Raw genomic sequence first — 21,264 nt, 5'->3', positions numbered from 1 at the left:
GCGGGGTCCAGGACCCCGCGGCCTCCGGCCACGTCTGATCTCCCGAGCTGTGTCTCCCGGGTCGTGTCTCCCGAGCCGTCGTCGCCCGGGTCGTACTCACCCGATCTGCGGCGGCTGGGCCTCCACCGGCCGGACCGTCTCCTCGGGCCGGCGCCTGGCCGGTCCGGTCGCGTTCCGGTCGGCGTGCACCGGGATGAGACCGAGCCCCCAGCCTCCGGCCGCGAGCAGCCCGAGCGCCGCACCGTCGGCGAGTTGTCCCCGGACGATCAGCAGCCACCAGGCGAACCCGGCCGCCACGGCCGCCAGGACCGGCCGCACCGGACGTCGCGCCCGGAGCAACAGTCGCGCCCGGGCCCGTATTCGGGCCGACGGGCGCATCCGCACGTCTCTTCGCACGACCGCCCTCCCTTCGCTCGCCCCGGGCAGGGACGCCCGGGAGTCGAGGCCGGGATCAGGCGGCGACCACGTCCATCGCGGCGGCCTTGGGCGACATGGTCGCCCGGTCGCTGCCGGGGGCGGGAAGCGGAACCGGTTCGAGTACCGGCCTCAGCAGATCACCTTCGGAGAGGGTGGCCATCGCCGCAAGTTCGGCGAGCGACAGTTCGTCGCTGACCTCGCGCATGACCTCGGACATCCGGACGTCGAGTGCGTCGCAGATGGCGGAGAGCAACTCCGAGGAGGCCTCCTTCTGTCCCCGCTCGACCTCGGAGAGGTACCCGAGCGAAACCCTGGCGGCCGCCGACACCTCGCGGAGTGTGCGGCCCTGGCGCTGGCGCTGCCGACGCAGTACATCGCCCAGTAGGCGACGGAGCAGGATCATCGGTGCCTCCCTCCTCGGACTGCGGATCGAGATGTCACGACCCCACCGTACCGCCTTGCCCGCTTCGCGTGCGGGGACCCTGGTCGTGTTCACTCTGGGCTGCAAGGCTGTCCCCCTCCTCGTTCCGGTGTCGTCCCCGGGTCCGTGGGCCCCTCGTGGTACCCGACGCGGGCCACCCGGCCACCGTCACGCAACTCGTTCGCCACCTGGTTTCTGCCCAACCAGGCTGTTGGATGTAACACGATCCTCCAGCTGTGTCGTCCCCGCGCGCCAGATCGGCAGATCTCGGTTCGGTGGAGATCCGTCGGCGAGGGCCGTCATCGTGCGAGCCGGCCGACGAGCAGCTCCAGCGCGGCAGTCACCGCCCCGTGACGGATTGTGGCACGCCCGCCCGACAGCAGGGGCGAAGTGACCAGAGTTCCCCCCGGTCCGGCGACCGCCAGGTGTACGGTGCCCACCGGCTGCCCGCCCTGCGGCTCCGGACCGGCCACCCCGGTGGTCGCCAGCCCGTAGGTGGCACCCAGCAGCCGCCGCACGCCCTCGGCCATCTGCCGGGCCACCACCGGGTGGACCGGCCCGTACACGTCCAGCAGGCCCTCGTCGACGCCGAGCACCGAGGCCTTCAGCTCGGTCGCGTACGCGGTGACCGAGCCCCGGAAGGTCGCGGACGCCCCGGGGACGTCCACCAGCGCGGCGGCCAGCAGCCCCCCGGTCAGCGACTCGGCGACGGCCAGGGTGCCGCCCTCGGCCCGCAGGGCGGCGTGCGCCCGCTCGGCCAGCCCGTGGTCGTGCTCCGCCACCCGGTCTCCCCCGTCGCTCACCGGTCCGCGCGCTCCGCGGCCCGTCCCTCGCGGCGCAGTCGCAGCGCCTGTCCGACGTAGTCCAGCGCGGTGCCGACGGTCAGCAGCACCGCCAGCCCCATCAGCACGGCCCGCCCGGTGGCCAGCCAGCCGGTCAGGGCGAGCACGTACATGCCGACCGCGGTGCCCTGGGTCAGCGTCTTGAGCTTGCCGCCGCGGCTGGCCGGGATGACCCCGTAGCGGATCACCCAGAAGCGCATCAGGGTGATGCCGAGCTCGCGGGCCAGGATCACCACGGTGACCCACCAGGGCAGGTCGCCGAGCAGCGAGAGGCCGATCAGCGCCGAGCCCATGATCGCCTTGTCGGCGATCGGGTCGGCGATCTTCCCGAAGTCGGTGACCAGACCCTTGCGGCGGGCGATCTCCCCGTCGAACAGGTCGGTGATCATCGCGATGGCGAACGCGGCCCAGGCGACCGAGCGCCACTTGGGATCGTGCCCGCCGCCGGCGAACAGCAGGGCCACGAAGACCGGCACCAGCAGCACCCGGACCATCGTGAGCACGTTGGCGATGTTCCAGACCCCCGGGGTCGACGGCACCGCGGCCGCCGGTCTGCCCGGGTGGGCCGCGGCCGGGGCGCCGGGCCCCTGGGTCATTCCCCGGCTCCCGGGGTCTCGGCCCCCGACGTCCTGGCCGGCCGGACCTGCTCCAGCGCCTCGGCGACCAGGTCGACGCCCTCGCTGGCCACCACCTTGGCCCGCCAGAACTGCCCGACCGCGGGCGCCTCGACGCCTTCGAGGGTGGTCAGGCCGTCGGTCTCCGGGGCCTGGTGGGCGGCCCGGCCCTCGACCACGCCGTCCTCGATCGACTCGACCAGCACCACGACCTCGGTGCCGATCCGCTGCTCGGCCCGCTGGGCGGTCATCTCCTCGGCCAGCCGGCTGAGCCGGTCCAGCCGGTCGGCGATCACGTCCTCGGGCAGCTTGCCGTCGTAGCCGGCGGCCTCGGTGCCCTCCTCGTCGGAGTAGCCGAAGACGCCGATCGCGTCCAGCCCGGCGTGCGTGACGAAGCGCTCCAGCTCGGCGAAGTCCTCCTCGGTCTCGCCGGGGAAGCCGACGATGAAGTTGGAGCGGGCGCCGGCCTGCGGGGCCTTGTCGCGGATGGTCTTCAGCAGCTCCAGGAACTGGTCGGTGGACCCGAAGCGGCGCATCCGGCGCAGCACGGCGGGCGCCGAGTGCTGGAAGGACAGGTCGAAGTAGGGCGCGACGTCCTCGATGCCGGTCATCGCGTCGATCAGGCCCGGGCGCATCTCGGCCGGCTGCAGATAGGAGACCCGCACCCGCTCGACGCCCTCGATCGCGGCGATCTCGCCGAGCAGCGTTTCCAGCAGCCGGATGTCGCCGAGGTCCTTGCCGTACGAGGTGTTGTTCTCGCTGACCAGGACGATCTCGCGGACGCCCTGCCCGGCCAGCCACTGGGCCTCGTGCAGCACGTCGGAGGGGCGGCGGGAGATGAAGGAGCCGCGGAAGGCCGGGATGGCGCAGAAGGAGCAGCGCCGGTCGCAGCCGGAGGCGAGCTTGACCGAGGCGACCGGGTTGTCGTCCAGCCGCTTGCGCAGGGTGCGCGGGCCGGAGGCCGGGGCGACGCCCTCGGGCAGGTCGGCGATCGGCTCGGCGGCGGCCTCGGCGCCGTGGCCGGGCAGCGCGACGGCCTCGGCGGCGGACTGCCGCTCGGCGGGGCTGATCGGCAGCAGCTTGCGGCGGTCGCGCGGGATGTGCGGGGCGTGGTGGCCGCCGGACAGGATGGTCTGCAGGCGGTCGGAGATGTCGGCGTAGTCGTCGAAGCCGAGCACGCCGTCGGCCTCGGGCAGGGCGTCGGCGAGCTCCTTGCCGTACCGCTCGGCCATGCAGCCGACCGCGACGACGGCCTGGGTGCGGCCGTGGCCCTTGAGGTCGTTGGCCTCCAGCAGGGCGTCCACGGAGTCCTTCTTGGCGGCCTCGACGAAGCCGCAGGTGTTGACGACGGCGACATCGGCCTCGGCGGCGTCGTCGACGAGCAACCAGCCGTCGGCTTCCAGTCGCCCGGCGAGTTCCTCGGAATCCACCTCGTTGCGGGCGCATCCGAGCGTGACAAGGGCGACAGTGCGGCGTTCAGGCATAGGCCCAAGATTAACGCGCGGCCTCCGGTGCCGTTCGCCCCGGAGGCCGCGCGCCTCGGATCAGCTGATCATCAGCGGGCTCCGCAGCCCCTGTGGTCAGCCCGCCTGCGGGTCTCCGGGGGTGTACGTGACGTGCACCACCTGGCCGTCCTTGCCGAGGAGACCGAGGTCCTTCCCGTTGACGTACGCGTGCACGGCTCCGCCGTTGCCCAGCACCAGCTTGATCTGCTTGGCGTCGGTGAAGGTCTGGTCCTGGCCGTCGCTGATGTTGTTCTGGAACAGCGACTCGCCCTTGCCGTTCATCGCCGAGACCCAGCTGGTGCCCGCGGCGACGAGCTTCACGGTGACCTTGTCAGCCGGGACGGCGGCGATCGCGGCGGCGCTCGGCGCGGGCGCCGGCGGCTGGACGGCGGGGCTGGCCGCGGGGGCCACCGAGCCGGTGCCGGAGCCGCTGGGCAGCGGCGCGCTGGCCGAGCCGGTGGTGCCGTGCCCGCCCTTGCCGCTGACCAGGTTGAAGCCGATCAGGGCGACCACGGCGACGATCGCGGCGACCATGGCGGCCGCCCAGTTCGGCCGGCCGCGGCTGGGCACCTTGATCGGGCCGCTGTCGATCAGCTGACCCGCCGGGCGCTTGGAGGCCGGGGAGCCGCCGTGCGCGGCGTCGTACCGGGCAACCAGCGCCTCGCCGTCCGCGCCGACGGCGCGGGCGATCAGGCGGATGTGCCCGCGGGCGTAGAAGTCGCCGCCGCAGCGGCCGAAGTCGTCCTCCTCGATGGCATGGACGATCGGCACCCGGACTCTGGTGGCGGTACTCACCTGGTCCACCGTGAGTCCCGCGTCGATCCGGGCGGCGGACAGCACCCGGCCGATGCTCGGGGCATCGGCCGCTTGCACCGCGTCGTCGGTCGGCAGGACGGACGACGGGGCGTTCTCGCGGTCGGAGGACTTGCCGATGGTCACGGGGCACGCCTTTCGAGCGGATGGCCACCTGCTGGGGAACAGTCTAGGGGCGTGGGCGGATCGTTTCTCAAGCGGAGAGGGACCGAATGCGCGCACCCGCTCCGGCCGGGGCCCGGCATTGCGCTGACCGGCCGTCAGCGCAGTCGCGCGGAGGACCCGGCGTTCGCTTCCCGGCCTGTGACGCGGTGTACGGACGTCCGGTTCCGCACACCGCGCCCGCCCTCCTCCGAACGAGTGACACCCGCCCGGGACACGGGCCGGGAGGAGGACCCGGCCCCGGCGGAGGACACGGCCCGTCAGCCCCGCAGGTCCGTCCTCAGCCCCGCAGGGTCAGCAGCACCCCGTCGAGCTCGTCCGGCTTCACCAGGACGTCGCGGGCCTTGGAGCCCTCGCTGGGGCCGACGATCCCGCGCGACTCCATCAGGTCCATCAGCCGGCCCGCCTTGGCGAAGCCGACCCGGAGCTTGCGCTGGAGCATCGAGGTCGAGCCGAACTGGGTGGAGACCACCAGCTCGGCCGCCTGGATCAGCAGGTCCAGGTCGTCGCCGATCTCCTCGTCGATCTCCTTCTTCGGCCCGCCGCCGACCGTCACGTCGTCCCGGTAGACGGCGCTCAGCTGGTCCTTGCAGTGCTGCACCACCTTGGCGATCTCCGCCTCGGTGACGAACGCGCCCTGCATCCGGATCGGCTTGCTGGCGCCCATCGGCAGGAAGAGCGCGTCTCCCTTGCCGATCAGCTTCTCCGCGCCGGGCTGGTCCAGGATGACCCGGGAGTCGGCCATCGCGGAGGTCGCGAAGGCCAGCCGGGACGGCACGTTGGCCTTGATCAGGCCGGTGACCACGTCCACCGAGGGCCGCTGGGTGGCGAGCACCAGGTGGATGCCGGCCGCACGGGCCAGCTGGGTGATCCGGACCACCGAGTCCTCGACGTCGCGCGGCGCGACCATCATCAGGTCGGCCAGCTCGTCGACGATCACCAGCAGGTACGGGTACGGCCGCAGCTCCCGCTCGCTGCCCAGCGGCGGGGTGACCTTGCCGGCCCGCACCGCCGCGTTGAAGTCGTCCACGTGCCGGAAGCCGTACGCCGCGAGGTCGTCGTAGCGCATGTCCATCTCGCGCACGACCCACTGCAGGGCCTCGGCGGCCTTCTTGGGGTTGGTGATGATCGGCGTGATCAGGTGCGGGATGCCCTCGTAGGCGGTCAGCTCGACCCGCTTGGGGTCGACCAGCACCATCCGGACCTCGTCCGGGGTGGCCCGGGCCAGGATCGAGGTGATCAGGCAGTTGATGCAGGACGACTTGCCCGCGCCGGTGGCGCCGGCCACCAGGATGTGCGGCATCTTGGCGAGGTTGGCCATCACGGTGTGGCCCTCGACGTCCTTGCCCATGCCGACGACCATCGGGTGGGTGTCCTCGGCAGCCGTGCGCGAACGCAGCAGGTCGCCGAGGTTGACCATCTCGCGGTCCCGGTTGGGGATCTCGATGCCGACCGCGGACTTGCCCGGGATCGGGCTGATGATCCGCACGTCCGGGCTGGCCACCGCGTACGCGATGTTCTTGGCGAGCGCGGTGATCCGCTCCACCTTGACGGCCGGGCCGAGCTCGACCTCGTAGCGGGTGACCGTCGGGCCCCGGGTGAAGCCGGTGACCCGGGCGTCCACCTTGAACTCGGCGAAGGTGCCGGTGAGCTGGGCGACCACCTCGTCGTTGAGGGCACTGCGGGCCTTGGCCGGGCCGCCGCGCTCCAGCAGGTCGAGGGAGGGCAGCGCGTAGGTGACGTCGCCGGTGAGCTGGAGCTGCTCCATCCGCACCGGTGCCGGGCCGTGCTCCTCGGGCGCGCCCGGGCCTGCGCCGCGGGCGGCCGGGACGACGGGCTCCTCCGGCGGGGCGGTGCGGTCCTGCACCTGGTGCATCATGTCCGCCACCGCGGAGGAGGCGGGCACGCCGTAGACCAGCGCGCCGTCAAGATCGGCGGCCGCGCCGGCGGCGAGGTTGCGGGTGGCGTACGGGTCCTGCGGTTCCTTGTCCAGGGAGACCCGGACGGCCTCCGCCGGATCCTCCGGGTCGGCCTGGCGGCGCCGGCGGCGGAGCCGGCGGGCGGCCACCTCGTCCGCCGGATCGTCACCACCGCTGTCCACGGTGAACGGCAGGGCGTCGGGGTCGGCGTCCTCCGGCGGCTCGGTGGACAGGTCGCGCTCCGGCGTGCGCCCCCCGCGGTACTCGTCGTCCGGCCCGGGCTCGACCACGCCGAGCCGTATGCCGATCGCCCGCAGCCGCTCCGGGATCCGGTTGACCGGGGTGGCGGTGACCACCAGCAGGCCGAAGAAGGCCAGCAGCAGGAGCAGCGGCACGGCGAGCGCCGGGCCCGCGGCGGCCATCATCGGGGTGGACGCGGCCCAGCCGAGGATGCCGCCGGCCGCCCTTATCCGGGAGGCGCCGCTGCCCATCACGGGCGCGCCGCAGCCGATGTGGACCAGGCCGAGGACGCCGACCAGCAGCGTGGTCAGCCCGATCATGATCCGGCCGTTGGCCTCCGGCAGGTCCGGGTGGCGCCAGATCCGGATGGCGATCCCGGCCAGCAGGAACGGCACCAGCACGTCGAGCCGGCCGAACAGCCCGGAGACCACGTTGGTGGCCGCGTCGTTGAGCCAGCCCTTCTCGCTGAACCAGGTGCCGGCGGCGGTGGCCAGCCCGAGCGCGAACAGCAGCAGGCCCACGCCGTCCTTGCGGTGGGCCGGGTCGAGGTACCTGGCGCCGCGGAAGATCGCGGCGATCGGGCTCGCCAGTGCGTTGAGCGCGCCCATCAGCACCGACCGGGACGGTGCCGGCGCGGGTGCGGGCTTGGCCGCCGCCTTCTTCGCGGGGGCCGCCTTCCTGGCCGCCGCCTTCTTCGCGGGCGGCTTGCCGGGGGCCTTCGCCGCGGCCTTCTTGGACGGTCCCGGACTCGTCTTACGTGCTGCGTTTCCGGGCGTACGAGTGGCCATGGGTCAGCAGCCTACCGGTGCGGACCACCGGTGCACATGCGCCCGAGCCGGGCCGCCCGGACGTGTCGCAGACACACCGTCACCCTGACCGGGATTCACCCGTGCGCCGCACCAAACCACTCGGGCGGGTGAACCCGGGGCGGCGGATCAGGGGCTTCCCGGGCGCATCGCGTCCAGCGCCCGGCGCAGTCCCGCGAGCTTGCGCTCCAGGTGCGCGGCGGTCGCCGCCACCCCGGCGTCCTCGACCCCGTCCAGCTGCTTGCCCAGCGACTCCGCCTGCTCCTCGACGGCCGCCAGCCGCGCGGACAGCTCGCCCAGCAGCACCCCGCCCAGGGCCTGCTCGCCGCCGCCCGCCTCCAGCTGCAGCCGCAGCAGCGCGGCCTGCTCCTTCAGCTGGCAGTTCTTCGCGTACAGGTCGACGAAGACGGAGACCTTGGCGCGCAGCACCCACGGGTCGAAGGGCTTGGAGATGTAGTCCACGGCCCCGGCCGCGTAACCCCGGAAGGTGTGGTGCGGACCGTGGTTGAGCGCGGTCAGGAAGATGATCGGGATGTCCCGGGTGCGCTCGCGGCGCTTGATGTGGGCGGCGGTCTCGAAGCCGTCCATCCCGGGCATCTGGACGTCCAGCAGGATCACCGCGAAGTCGTCGGTGAGCAGCGCCTTGAGCGCCTCCTCGCCGGACGCGGCGCGCACCAGCGTCTGGTCCAGGGCCGAGAGGATCGCCTCCAGCGCCAGCAGGTTCTCCGGTCGGTCGTCGACCAGGAGGATCTTCGCCTTCTGCATCAGGGCCCGCCCTCCTGTCGCCTGCCTGCCGCCCGGTGCGGGCACTCGCGTACTGCCCACCGCTACCCCGGTCATGCTAGCCGCACCCCCTCGCCCGGCACATCGCTCCGTCGTGACCCGATCCGGAGCGGCGCGCGGCCAGTGCTCCGGCGCACGCTCAGCAGGGCGTCGCCATCCGGTCACTGTTCGCAACGATCGGTGACCCTACCCGGTTCCCCGGCCCGACCGCCAGCAAAGCGACCGCCCGGCAGGCGCGAACCCGGGGGCCCGGCCCGGGGTTCACGCCTCCCCCGGGCCCGTCTTCGAGCTCACGAGCGGTCGCCGCTCAGCCACTCGTGCATCACCGACAGCAGGTGGTCGGTCTCGACCGGCTTGGTGATGTGGTCGGTGGCACCCGCCTGCAGCGACTTCTCCCGGTCGCCCTTCATCGCCTTGGCGGTCAGCGCGATGATCGGCAGGCCCGCGAACTGGGGCATCCGGCGGATCGCCTCGGTGGTCGCGTAGCCGTCCATCTCCGGCATCATGATGTCCATCAGGACCAGCGCCACGTTCTCGTGCTGCTCCAGCATCTCGATGCCCTCGCGGCCGTTCTCGGCGTACAGGACGGTCAGGCCGTGCTGCTCCAGCACGCTGGTGAGGGCAAACACGTTGCGGACGTCGTCGTCCACGATCAGCACCTGCTGACCGTCGAAGCGCCGGCCGCCGTTGGCCGGCCGGGGCGCGGCGGGTTCGACCGCCCGGGGCCCGGAGGCGGTCTCCAGGGCGGCGTTGCGGCGGCGTTCGACGGCTCCGCGGCGGCGCTCCTCGGCCATCTCCCGGACTTCCTGGGCCCAGTGGTCGGCCGGGTTCTCGCCGACCGGCACCGGCAGGCCGACCGGGGTCACCCCGACCGAGGCGCGCGGCACCCGGTCGTTCGGCCCGGCCTGGCGCTCGGCCGAGGGCCGCTGCTCGCCCGGGCCGGCCTCCGGGGCCTCGGTGCGCAGCGGCAGGTAGAGCGTGAACGTGGAGCCCTTGCCCAGCTCGCTCTCGGCGTGGATCTCGCCGCCGAGCAGCCGGGCGATCTCGCGGCTGATCGACAGCCCGAGGCCGGTGCCGCCGTACTTGCGGCTGGTGGTGCCGTCGGCCTGCCGGAACGGCTCGAAGATCTCCCGCAGCTTGTTACCGGGGATGCCGATGCCGGTGTCGGAGACCGAGAAGGCGATCAGCTCCTCGTCCGGGCCCTTGATCGAGCCGGACTCCAGCAGCCGCTCGCGCACGTGCTGCGGGACCTCCCGGCCGGCCGGGCGGATCGAGAAGTCGACGGCGCCCGCGTCGGTGAACTTCACGGCGTTGGAGATCAGGTTGCGCAGCACCTGCTGGAGCCGCTGCTCGTCGGTGTGCAGGGTGACCGGCAGGGCGGGCGAGACCCGGACGGCGAAGTCCAGGTTCTTGTCCAGCGCGACCGGCTGGAAGGTGGCCTCCACGTAGTCGACCAGCTGGACCAGGGCGATCCGGGCCGGGCGGACGTCCATCTTGCCGGCCTCGACCTTGGACAGGTCGAGGATGTCGTTGATCAGCTGGAGCAGGTCGGAGCCGGCGCCGTGGATGGTGTCGGCGAACTCGACCTGCTTGGGCGAGAGGTTGCCCTCGTTGTTGTCGGAGAGCAGCTTGGCCAGGATCAGCAGCGAGTTGAGCGGGGTGCGCAGCTCGTGCGACATGTTGGCGAGGAACTCGCTCTTGTACCGGGAGGCCAGGGCGAGCTGTTCCGCGCGCTCCTCCAGGACCTGGCGGGCCTCCTCGATCTCGCTGTTCTTGATCTCGATGTCGCGGTTCTGTTGGGCGAGTTGCTCGGCCTTCTCCTGCAACTCCTCGTTGGTGCGCTCCAGTTCCTCCTGGCGCGCCTCCAACTCGGCGGACCGCATGGAGAGTTCGGCGGTGAGTCGCTGGGACTCCAGCAGCAGGCCCTCGGTCTTGGTGTTGACGCTGATGGTGTTGACCGTGACACCGATCAGGTCCGCGATCTGGTTCAGGAAGTCCAGCGCGACGGTCGTGAAGGAGCTGAAGGTGGCCAGTTCGATCACGCCCAGCAGCCGGCCCTCGAACAGCACCGGCAGCACCACGATGTGGGCCGGGGAGGCCTCGCCGAGGCCGGAGGCGATCTTGAGGTACCCGGGCGGCGCCTCCTTGAGGATGATCGCCCGCTTCTCCACCGCGGCCTGGCCGATCAACGACTCGCCGGGGCGGAAGGTGGTCGGCATCGCCCTGCGCTGGTAGCCGTAGCTGCCGATCAGGCGCAGCACCGTGTCGTTCTCGTCGTCGTCCTCGGTGATCAGTTCGGCGGTGCGGCCGGCCGGCTGGGCGAGGAAGAAGGCGCCGTGCTGGGCGGAGACGACCGGGGTCAGCTCGGTCATGATCAGGGACGCGACCGCCTCCAGGTCCCGGCGGCCCTGGAGCAGGCCGGAGATCCGGGCCAGGTTGGTCTTGAGCCAGTCCTGCTCCTGGTTGGTGCGGGTGGTCTCGCGCAGGTTGGCGATCATCTGGTTGATGTTGTCCTTGAGCTCGTCGAGCTCGCCCGCCGCGTCCACGTCGATCCGCAGGCTCAGGTCGCCCCTGGTCACCGCGGTGGCGACCTGGGCGATCGCACGCACCTGCCGGGTCAGGTTGTTGGCCAGTTCGTTCACCGACTCGGTCAGGTCCTGCCAGGTGCCGTCCACGCCGGGCACCCGGGCCTGGCCGCCGAGCCGCCCGTCGGTGCCCACCTCGCGGGCGACCCGGGTGACCTCGTCGGCGAACGCGGAGAGCTGGTCGACCATGGTGTTGATGCTGGTCTTGAGCTGCAGGATCTCGCCGCGCGCGTCCACGTCGATCTTCTGCGAGAGGTCGCCGCGGGCCACGGCGGTGATCACCAGCGCGATGTTGCGCACCTGACCGGTCAGGTTGTTGGCCATCAGGTTGACGTTGTCGGTCAGGTCCTTCCAGATCCCGGCCACGCCGGGCACGCTCGCCTGACCGCCCAGGGTGCCGTCGGTGCCCACCTCGCGGGCAACGCGCGTGACCTCCACGGCGAAGGAGGAGAGCTGGTCGACCATGGTGTTGAGGGTGGCGGCGAGCGCCGCGACCTCGCCCTGCGCGTCGATGGAGATCTTCTTGGACAGGTCTCCGCGGGCCACCGCGCCGGCGACCTCGGCGATGTTGCGGACCTGACCGGTCAGGTTGGACGCCATGAAGTTGACGTTGTCGGTCAGGTCCTTCCAGATACCCGACACCCCGCGCACCCGCGCCTGACCGCCGAGGATCCCCTCGGTGCCCACCTCTCGGGCAACGCGCGTGACCTCGTCGGCGAAGGCCGACAGCTGGTCGACCATGGTGTTGACGGTCGTCACCAGCTCCAGGATCTCGCCCCGGGCGTCGACGGTGATCTTCTTCGACACGTCTCCGCGGGCCACCGCCGTGGTCACCTCGGCGATGTTGCGGACCTGGCTGGTCAGGTTGTTGGCCATCAGGTTGACGGAGTTGGTCAGGTCCTTCCAGATCCCGGCCACGCCCGGCACGCTGGCCTGACCGCCGAGGATGCCCTCGGTGCCGACGTCCCGGGCGACCCTGGTGACCTCGTCCGCGAAGGCGCCCAGCTGGTCCACCATCGTGTTGATGGTGTTCTTCAGCTCCAGGATCTCCCCGCGCGCGTCCACCTGGATCTTCTGCGACAGGTCGCCCTTGGCGACCGCGGTCGTCACCTGGGCGATGTTGCGCACCTGGTCGGTGAGGTTGTTGGCCATGAAGTTGACGTTGTCGGTCAGGTCCCGCCACACCCCGGCCGCCCACGGCACCTGCGCCTGACCGCCCAGCCGGCCCTCGGTGCCCACCTGGCGGGCCACCCGGGTCACCTGCTCGGCGAAGCCGGAGAGCTGGTCCACCATCGTGTTGATGGTGTTCTTCAGCTCCAGCATCTCGCCGCGCGCGTCCACCTCGATCTTCTGCGACAGGTCACCACGGGCCACCGCCGTGGTCACCTGGGCGATGTTGCGCACCTGGCCGGTCAGGTTGTCGGCCATGAAGTTCACCGAGTCGGTGAGGTCCCGCCACACCCCGGCCACGCCCGGCACCTGGGCCTGACCGCCCAGCCGACCCTCCGTCCCCACGTCCCGGGCAACGGTGGTGACCTGGGCGGCGAAGCCGTTCAGCTGGTCCACCATCGTGTTGACGGTGTTCTTCAGCTCCAGCATCTCGCCGGCCACCTCGACGGTGACCTTGCGGGACAGGTCGCCCTTGGCCACCGCCGTGGTCACCTGCGCGATGTTGCGCACCTGCGCGGTCAGCCGGCCGGCCATGGTGTTGACCGAATCCGCCAGGTCCTTCCAACTGCCCGACACGCTACGGACCTTGGCCTGACCGCCGAGCTTGCCCTCGGTGCCCACCTCACGGGCCACCCGGGTCACCTCGTCGGTGAACTCCGAGAGCTGGTCCACCAGTCCGTTGACGGTCCGGCCGATCTTCAGGTACTCGCCGCGCAGCGGGTGGCTCACCCCGTTGCTGTGCAGCGAGCGCAGCTCCATCTTCTGGTCCAGGTCGCCCTCGGCGATCGAGGTGAGCACCCGGCCCACCTCTGCCATCGGACGGGCCAGATCGTCGATCAGCGCGTTGCAGTTGTCGGTCGCCGCCATCCAGGCGCCCTCGCCGGCCCCGGTCTCCAGCCGCTCGTTCAGCCGGCCCTCGCGGCCCACCGCCCGCCGCACCCGGGCCAGTTCACCGGTCAGGTGCTGGTTGCGCTCGGCGACCTCGTTGAACACCGCGGCGATCTCCGCCAGCGGGCCGTCGCCCGGGACAGACAGCCGGCGGCGGAAGTTGCCGTCGCGCATCGCGGTCAGCGCGGACAGCAGTTTGCGCAGGTCGGCGGGCTCCGCACCGCGGTTGTGGCTCGCCCGACGGCCGGCCGCGTTCCGCGGCGCGGTCCCGGGGCGGCCGCCGCGCTGGGCGGGCGGCGTCGTACCGGTTGCGTCCTTGGTGGCCGAACTCAACGGGCCCCTCCCACATCGTGAACTGTCCGGTGACCGCCCGTGCCGAGCGCGACACGCGCGCCCGGGCACCGGCCCGGCTGGGCTGCGTACCGGCGGCCTGCGGCGCACCGGCACCCACACGACCGTACTGCTCGTACCGGTCAGTGCGGACCCCCCAGTCTGGCAGCACCGGCGCCGGGTGTACGGCCGGTTACGCACGGAAAGCACCGCACCGTCCGAAACAGGTGGGCAGAATCACCCTCAGGTGCCTGTTTCGACGCCCCGCCCCCACGGGGAACCAAGCGGAAAGTAGGGTGGAGCGCTGCACCGGGCCACGACCCGACCCAGCGCCGCCGCTCACCCCGACGGCGCGCACGGGGAAAGTCGGCGCCGCACCCCGGACAGCCAGGGCAAGAAGCAGCAGAGGAGAAGTGGCAACGTGGTCACCGCGCGCGCAGCCGCCACCTTCGACCCCGACGGCAGGTCCGCGGCGGCCGCCCGGGGCTTCGTCCGGGACGCGCTGCTCGGCTGGGGTCTGCCCGAGGTCGTGGACGACGCGGTCGTGCTGGTCAGCGAGCTGGTCACCAACGCCGTCGTACACGCCGGCACCCCCGCCGAGGTCTGCTGCCTGCGCGAGGAGGAGACCGTCCGGATCGAGGTCACCGACCGCCACCCCGAACGCGGCCTGCCCTCCCTCGGTGACGGGCCCGTCACCGCCTCCGACCGCTACGCCGACCCCGACGGCGAAGGCGGCCGCGGCCTGCTGATGTGCTCCGCCCTCGCCGAGAGATGGGGCGTCGAGTACGGGGCCGGCCGGAAGACCGTCTGGTTCCGCCTCGCCCTGCCCGCACACGTGCTCGGCACCCGCTACGCCGTTCCCGCCACCCCCGGAAGCGACCTGCCCAGCAGCCCCGGACCGGTGCACGTCGCCGTCGTCCAACTCGACGAGGACGGCCGCGTCCTGGCCTGGAACCCGGACGCCGAGGCGCTCTTCGGCTACCCCGCCGGCGCCGTCCTCGGCCGCCCCTGGGCCGACCTCGCCGTCTGGCCGAAGCCCGCCGGCCGCGGCCTCGATCTGACCGACACCCTGCGGATGGCCCGCTGGGAGGGCGGCTACGGGATCCGCCGCCAAGACGGCCGGGAGGTCGAGGTGTACGGCGTGCAGGTGCGCGTGCGCGACACCGCGGGCGTCCCCTCCGCCCTCTGCCTGCTCGTCCTCGAACCCGACCGCGCCGTCCTGCGCTCCCCCTCCCGCGTCCTGCCCGGCGAGCGCCCCGACCCTGCCGGCCCCCGGCTCGACCTGCTGGCCGGCCCGGTCACCACCGACGACCTCGACACGCTGCTGCAGCGCACCGTCGAGCGCGCCCGCGACCTGCTCGACGGCGACGCCGCCTACCTGCTGCTCACCACCGACGACGAGGCCGAGTTCGAGGTCCGCGCCGCCACCGGCCTCACCTCCGGACACCGCCGGCACACCCGCTTCCCCGTCGAGAGCGGCAACCGCTACCACTCCGCCCGGCTGCCCTCCGTCCACGAGGACCTCAGCGCCCGCCCCACCGGCCTGCCCCTGCTCACCGACAGCGGCATGCGCTCCCTGCTCACCGTCCCGCTCAAGGTCGAGGGCCGCTTGATCGGCTCGCTCGGCATCGCCGCCGCCTCGCCGGGCCGCTACGACAACGAGGACGCGCTGCGCCTGCAGTCCGCCGCCGACCGGGTCGCCCTCGCCGTCGAGAGCACCCGGCTGACCGAGCTCGAACGGCTTCGCCGAGGCTCGCTCTCCTTCCTCGTCGAGGCCTCCGACCTGCTGGCCGGCACCCTCGAACACGAGCAGACCCTCGCGCTGATGGCCCAGATGGCCGTCCCCACCCTCGCCTCCTGGTGCGCCGTCTACACCACCGCCGACCACACGTCCCCGGCCCGGCTCGCCTTCGTCCTGCACGAGGACGAGGACCGCATCGACCCGCTGCGCGACCTGCTCGACAAGACCCCCGCCCCCGCGGCCGGCCCCACCCACGGCGTCCGCTTCTGGACCGCGCCCGCCGAAGCCGCCGAAGCCGGCGGACTCACCGACAACCCCGAACTCGCCGGCCTGCTCGGCGAGACCGTCGCCATCGCGCTGACCGCCCGCAACCGCGTCATCGGCCTGCTGGCCCTCGGCGTCCCGGCCGGCGTCCGGTTCCGCCAGGAGATCCTCGAACTCGCCGAGGACCTCTCCCGTCGCGCCGCCCTCGCCCTCGACAACTCCCGCCTCTACTCCGAGCGCACCGCCACCAGCCAGGCCCTGCAGCGCAGCCTGCTGCCGCCGGACCTGCCGGAGATCCCGGGCGTCGAGGTGGACGTCTACTACCAGGCCGCCGGCGAGGGCAACGAGGTGGGCGGGGACTTCTACGACCTGTTCACCATCCGCGAGGGCACCTACGGCTTCGCCATCGGCGACGTCTGCGGCACCGGCCCCGAGGCCGCCTCGGTCACCGGCCTGGCCCGGCACTCGCTGCGGCTGCTCGCCCGCGAGGGCCTGGACGCCCCGCAGGTGCTCAGCCGCCTCAACGCGGCCATCCTGGACGAGGGTTCGCGCAGCCGCTTCCTCACCCTGCTCTACGGCGAACTGACGCCCCGCCCGGACGGCAGCACCGAACTCTCCCTGGTCTGTGCCGGCCACCCGCTCCCGCTGCGGCTGCGCACCGACGGCCGGGTCGACCGCGCCGCCACCCCGCAGCCGCTGCTCGGCGTCATGGACGACCTCGAACTCACCGCCGAGACCCTGGTGCTCGCCCCCGGCGAGGTCCTGCTGTGCGTCACCGACGGCGTCACCGAACGCCGTGAGGGCCGGCGGATGCTGGGCGACGACGGCCTTGCCGAGGTGCTCACCGGCTGCACCGGCCTGACCGCCGGCGCCGTCGCAGCCCGCGTCCAGCGCGCCGTCGAGCGCTTCGCCCCCGAGCCGCCGTCCGACGACATGGCGATCCTGACCCTGCGGGTGCCCAACCAGCGTCGCCGGCCCTGAGCCCTCCCCGACTCCGGCGGCTCCGCGCACTCGTCCGCGCTCGTCGGCCCGCGTCGGCCCGCGTCGGCACTCGTCCGCACTCGTCCGCACTCGGCAGCTGACGCAGTCACAAATTGTTATCTTCACAAGGGTACAAGCGCCCTGCGTCGGGTAGACCGATCCCACCGGGGAATCCACCCGGCGGGGACGTGGCCAGCGGTTCTTCCCTGGCCCATCACTCCTGGCCCGTCACTTCTGACCGCAGCCCGCGCACGCCCACAGCCGTGCGCCCTCGGCGCGGTCGCGCGCATCCACTCACCGACACCACACCACAGCGTCACTGCGCCCTGCGCGCGCCCAGAGTGAAAGGAGCCTCCGGTGAGCAACGACGCTACCGGGGCAACGAACGCCCGTTCCACCGGAGCCGACGCGGGTAACCTCGGCTACCTCGCCCTCGGCCTGACACTTCTCGCCTACGGCCTGCTCTCCACCGGCCTCCTGCACGGCACCGGAGTCGGCGACGCGGCCCACCTCGCCCACCTGCTCGGCGGCGTCACTCTCTTCATCGCGGGCCTCTGGCAGCTCCGCGGCGGCGAGGGCTTCACCGGAACCGCCTTCACCAGCCTCGGCGCCTTCTGGGCGACCTGGTCGGCGGCGGGCGGCGCCGGCAAGAACGCCGCCGGACTGTTCCTGCTGCTGTGGGCCCTGCTCGCGCTCACCCTCACCGCGGCGAGCTGGGGCTCGGGCCTGCTCAGCCGGGCCGTCTACGGCCTGCTGACGCTCTCCCTGCTGCTGTCCGCCATCGCCACCTTCGGCGGCTACGGCGGTCTGGCCAAGCTCGCCGGCTGGGTCGCGGCCGTCTCCGGCCTCGCCGCCTGGTACTGGGCCACCTCCGCGCTGAGCAACGGCTCCTGGGGGAAGGTCGCCCTGCCGGTCAAGTGACCGGCCGGACACCGAGCCGGCTCAACCGACCTGTTCCAACCGCTCCTCGGCGGTGCTGCGGGGTCGGCCCTCCGTCCCGACGGAGGGCCGGCCCCGTCGGCGTGCCGCCAACGCCAGGACGGCGTAAGCGAGCAGGAGGATGACCACCGCGACGATGCCGTCCGACCAGAAGTGGTTGGCCGTCACCACGACCACCGCGACGGTCAGCACCGGGTGCAGCAGCATCACCCACCGCAGCGAGCTGCGCGACACCCGGATCACCGCGACCGCGGCCAGCACGCACCAGGCCACGTGTACCGAAGGCATGGCCGACAGCTGGTCAGCCACCACGACACCGCCGACCGCGCCCCCGTACACCGACTGCCCGTACTCCGCAGCCACGTCGACGAAGCCGCTCTCCGACAGCATCCGGGGCGGTGCCACCGGAATGAACTGCACCAGCAGGCAGACGGCGGTGGTGATCACCACCGTGTTCCGCACCCATGAGTACCGCTCCCGGTGCCGCACGAACACCCAGAGCAGGACGCCGAGCATCACCGCGAAGTGCATGACCGCGTAGTAGTAGTTCGCCAGCCGGACCAGCACCGGGTACGGCGTGACCGCCGCCTGCCAGGACGCCTCGTCGGGCAACCCGATCACCTGCTCGGTGTGGTGGATCCAGCTCGCCCGGTCCAGCGCGTGATCCGTACTCATCACCGACAGGTGCCCGACCAGCTGCCAGAGCGCGAACAGCGCCAGCAGCGTCCCGGCCTCCCGCAGCAGCGCCGACAACGCCGGCTTCCGAACCTTGGCCGCGGCGAACGCACCGGCGTAGAGACCGGCGGCAGCGCCCCCGGCGGACTGCCAGGTCAGGGTCAGGTTCTGCATTGGCAGAGGGTAACGCAAAAAGACCCCCTCCCGAATGGAAGGGGGTCTTTTCGGAATGATTGTTCGGCGGCGTCCTACTCTCCCACAGGGTCCCCCCTGCAGTACCATCGGCGCTGTGAGGCTTAGCTTCCGGGTTCGGAATGTAACCGGGCGTTTCCCTCACGCTATGACCACCGAAACACTATGAAACTGTCCGACCCGCCGGCAGGGCGGTCGTTGTTTCAGAACAACACAGTGGACGCGAGCAACTGAGGACAAGCCCTCGGCCTATTAGTACCGGTCAACTCCACCCCTCACAGGGCTTCCATATCCGGCCTATCAACCCAGTCGTCTACTGGGAGCCTTACCCTCTCAAGGAGGTGGGAGTGCTCATCTCGAAGCAGGCTTCCCGCTTAGATGCTTTCAGCGGTTATCCCTCCCGAACGTAGCCAACCAGCCATGCCCTTGGCAGGACAACTGGCACACCAGAGGTTCGTCCGTCCCGGTCCTCTCGTACTAGGGACAGCCCTTCTCAACACTCCTACGCGCACAGCGGATAGGGACCGAACTGTCTCACGACGTTCTAAACCCAGCTCGCGTACCGCTTTAATGGGCGAACAGCCCAACCCTTGGGACCTACTCCAGCCCCAGGATGCGACGAGCCGACATCGAGGTGCCAAACCATCCCGTCGATATGGACTCTTGGGGAAGATCAGCCTGTTATCCCCGGGGTACCTTTTATCCGTTGAGCGACGGCGCTTCCACAAGCCACCGCCGGATCACTAGTCCCTACTTTCGTACCTGCTCGACCCGTCAGTCTCACAGTCAAGCTCCCTTGTGCACTTACACTCAACACCTGATTGCCAACCAGGCTGAGGGAACCTTTGGGCGCCTCCGTTACCCTTTAGGAGGCAACCGCCCCAGTTAAACTACCCACCAGACACTGTCCCTGATCCGGATCACGGACCCAGGTTAGACATCCAGCACGACCAGAGTGGTATTTCAACGACGACTCCACAACAACTGGCGTTGCCGCTTCAAAGTCTCCCACCTATCCTACACAAGCCGAACCGAACACCAATATCAAGCTATAGTAAAGGTCCCGGGGTCTTTCCGTCCTGCTGCGCGAAACGAGCATCTTTACTCGTAATGCAATTTCACCGGGCCTATGGTTGAGACAGTCGAGAAGTCGTTACGCCATTCGTGCAGGTCGGAACTTACCCGACAAGGAATTTCGCTACCTTAGGATGGTTATAGTTACCACCGCCGTTTACTGGCGCTTAAGTTCTCAGCTTCGCCCCACCGAAATGGAGCTAACCGGTCCCCTTAACGTTCCAGCACCGGGCAGGCGTCAGTCCGTATACATCGCCTTACGGCTTCGCACGGACCTGTGTTTTTAGTAAACAGTCGCTTCTCGCTGGTCTCTGCGGCCACCCCCAGCTCAAGGCGCAAGGCCCGTCACCAGGAATGGCCCCCCTTCTCCCGAAGTTACGGGGGCATTTTGCCGAGTTCCTTAACCATAGTTCACCCGAACGCCTCGGTATTCTCTACCTGACCACCTGAGTCGGTTTGGGGTACGGGCCGCCATGAAACTCGCTAGAGGCTTTTCTCGACAGCATAGGATCATCCACTTCACCACAATCGGCTCGGCATCAGGTCTCAGCCTTAACGTGAGGCGGATTTGCCTACCTCACGGCCTACACCCTTACCCCGGGACAACCACCGCCCGGGCTGGACTACCTTCCTGCGTCACCCCATCGCTCACCTACTACCCCGTTGGGTCACCGGCTCCACCACGTCCCATTGTCCGAAGACTCCGGGCCGGCTTCACGGGCTTAGCATCAAGAGGTTCAGCGTTGGCGCTTCAAAGCGGGTACGGGAATATCAACCCGTTGTCCATCGACTACGCCTGTCGGCCTCGCCTTAGGTCCCGACTTACCCTGGGCAGATCAGCTTGACCCAGGAACCCTTGGTCAATCGGCGCAAGAGTTTCCCACTCTTGTATCGCTACTCATGCCTGCATTCTCACTCGTATACCGTCCACGACTGGTTTCCACCGCCGCTTCACCCGGCACACGACGCTCCCCTACCCATCACAGCAGGCGTTGGCCCTCAATGCTGCAATGACACGACTTCGGTGATGTGCTTGAGCCCCGCTACATTGTCGGCGCGGAATCACTTGACCAGTGAGCTATTACGCACTCTTTCAAGGGTGGCTGCTTCTAAGCCAACCTCCTGGTTGTCTCTGCGACTCCACATCCTTTCCCACTTAGCACACGCTTAGGGACCTTAGTCGGTGTTCTGGGCTGTTTCCCTCTCGACCATGGAGCTTATCCCCCACAGTCTCACTGCCACGCTCTCACTTACCGGCATTCGGAGTTTGGCTAAGGTCAGTAACCCGGTAAGGCCCATCGCCTATCCAGTGCTCTACTCCGGCAAGAAACACGTGACGCTGCACCTAAATGCATTTCGGGGAGAACCAGCTATCACGGAGTTTGATTGGCCTTTCACCCCTAACCACAGGTCATCCCCCAGGTTTTCAACCCTGGTGGGTTCGGTCCTCCACACGGTCTTACCCGCGCTTCAACCTGCCCATGGCTAGATCACTCCGCTTCGGGTCTTGGGCATGCAACTGAGTCGCCCTATTCGGACTCGCTTTCGCTACGGCTACCCCACACGGGTTAACCTCGCTACACACCGCAAACTCGCAGGCTCATTCTTCAAAAGGCACGCAGTCACGGCCGTGATCCGAAGACCACGACGACGCTCCCACGGCTTGTAGGCACACGGTTTCAGGTACTATTTTCACTCCGCTCCCGCGGTACTTTTCACCATTCCCTCACGGTACTATCCGCTATCGGTCACCAGGGAATATTTAGGCTTAGCGGGTGGTCCCGCCAGATTCACACGGGATTTCTCGGGCCCCGTGCTACTTGGGAGATGAGCAAGCAAGCCGTACAGATTTCGTCTACGGGGGTCTTACCCTCTACGCCGGACCTTTCGCATGTCCTTCGAC

At 70.3% G+C, this 21,264-nt stretch carries 12 protein-coding genes and 2 rRNA genes; 2 read left to right on the top strand and 12 right to left on the bottom strand.

Features of this window, described 5'->3' with window-relative positions:
• Positions 1-96 precede the first annotated feature (96 nt).
• From BX285_RS23600 to BX285_RS23560, 9 genes are all read right to left on the bottom strand, one after another.
• A complete protein-coding gene (locus tag BX285_RS23600; RefSeq protein WP_147465225.1) occupies positions 97-396 on the bottom strand; it encodes a hypothetical protein in 300 nt (99 codons plus the stop codon).
• A 55-nt stretch (positions 397-451) separates the two neighbouring features.
• A complete protein-coding gene (locus BX285_RS23595; protein ID WP_097236055.1) occupies positions 452-820 on the bottom strand; it encodes a helix-turn-helix domain-containing protein in 369 nt (122 codons plus the stop codon).
• Positions 821-1,137: 317 nt separating this feature from the next.
• Complete coding sequence (locus BX285_RS23590) at positions 1,138-1,620, bottom strand: CinA family protein (protein ID WP_373560474.1); 483 nt, start codon at positions 1,618-1,620, stop codon at positions 1,138-1,140.
• A 17-nt stretch (positions 1,621-1,637) separates the two neighbouring features.
• Positions 1,638-2,276: a CDP-diacylglycerol--glycerol-3-phosphate 3-phosphatidyltransferase gene (gene pgsA, locus BX285_RS23585; RefSeq protein ID WP_097236056.1), complete on the bottom strand. Its 639-nt coding sequence runs from the start codon at positions 2,274-2,276 to the stop codon at positions 1,638-1,640.
• Complete coding sequence (gene rimO, locus BX285_RS23580; RefSeq protein ID WP_121177914.1) at positions 2,273-3,778, bottom strand: 30S ribosomal protein S12 methylthiotransferase RimO; 1,506 nt, start codon at positions 3,776-3,778, stop codon at positions 2,273-2,275. The genes pgsA and rimO overlap by 4 nt, the downstream gene beginning before the upstream one ends.
• A 96-nt stretch (positions 3,779-3,874) precedes the next feature.
• Positions 3,875-4,738 (bottom strand): helix-turn-helix domain-containing protein, encoded by an 864-nt coding sequence (locus BX285_RS23575; protein ID WP_097236058.1) that lies wholly within the window; start codon positions 4,736-4,738, stop codon positions 3,875-3,877.
• A 316-nt stretch (positions 4,739-5,054) separates the two neighbouring features.
• On the bottom strand, positions 5,055-7,721 hold the full coding sequence (locus BX285_RS23570) for a DNA translocase FtsK (RefSeq protein ID WP_097236059.1): 2,667 nt from the start codon (positions 7,719-7,721) through the stop codon (positions 5,055-5,057).
• Positions 7,722-7,868: 147 nt separating this feature from the next.
• On the bottom strand, positions 7,869-8,507 hold the full coding sequence (locus tag BX285_RS23565) for a response regulator (protein WP_097239978.1): 639 nt from the start codon (positions 8,505-8,507) through the stop codon (positions 7,869-7,871).
• Positions 8,508-8,812: 305 nt separating this feature from the next.
• Positions 8,813-13,339 carry a hybrid sensor histidine kinase/response regulator gene (locus BX285_RS23560; RefSeq protein ID WP_121178975.1) on the bottom strand — a complete coding sequence of 1,509 codons (4,527 nt, stop codon included), beginning with the start codon at positions 13,337-13,339 and terminating at the stop codon, positions 8,813-8,815.
• A gap of 577 nt (positions 13,340-13,916) precedes the next feature.
• Here BX285_RS23560 and BX285_RS23555 point away from each other — a divergent pair.
• Both BX285_RS23555 and BX285_RS23550 read left to right on the top strand, forming a co-directional pair.
• Positions 13,917-16,481: a SpoIIE family protein phosphatase gene (locus BX285_RS23555; protein ID WP_121177911.1), complete on the top strand. Its 2,565-nt coding sequence runs from the start codon at positions 13,917-13,919 to the stop codon at positions 16,479-16,481.
• A gap of 357 nt (positions 16,482-16,838) precedes the next feature.
• A complete protein-coding gene (locus BX285_RS23550) occupies positions 16,839-17,402 on the top strand; it encodes an acetate uptake transporter (RefSeq protein WP_097236061.1) in 564 nt (187 codons plus the stop codon).
• Positions 17,403-17,423: 21 nt separating this feature from the next.
• Here the strand turns inward: BX285_RS23550 and BX285_RS23545 are convergent, their stop codons facing one another.
• The 3 genes from BX285_RS23545 to BX285_RS23535 all read right to left on the bottom strand — a co-directional run.
• The gene (locus tag BX285_RS23545; protein ID WP_121177907.1) at positions 17,424-18,269 is read right to left on the bottom strand and encodes a phosphatase PAP2 family protein; all 846 of its coding nucleotides are present in this window, start codon (positions 18,267-18,269) and stop codon (positions 17,424-17,426) included.
• Between the two features lie 61 nt (positions 18,270-18,330).
• A 5S ribosomal RNA gene (gene rrf / locus BX285_RS23540) occupies positions 18,331-18,447 on the bottom strand.
• Positions 18,448-18,519: 72 nt separating this feature from the next.
• A 23S ribosomal RNA gene (locus BX285_RS23535) occupies positions 18,520-21,264 on the bottom strand; the annotation flags it as partial.

The sequence above is a fragment of the Streptomyces sp. 1114.5 genome (assembly GCF_003635085.1).
Lineage (GTDB): Bacteria > Actinomycetota > Actinomycetes > Streptomycetales > Streptomycetaceae > Kitasatospora.
Note: the sequence above shows the minus strand (reverse complement) of the source record. Positions and strands in the feature narration are given on the sequence as shown.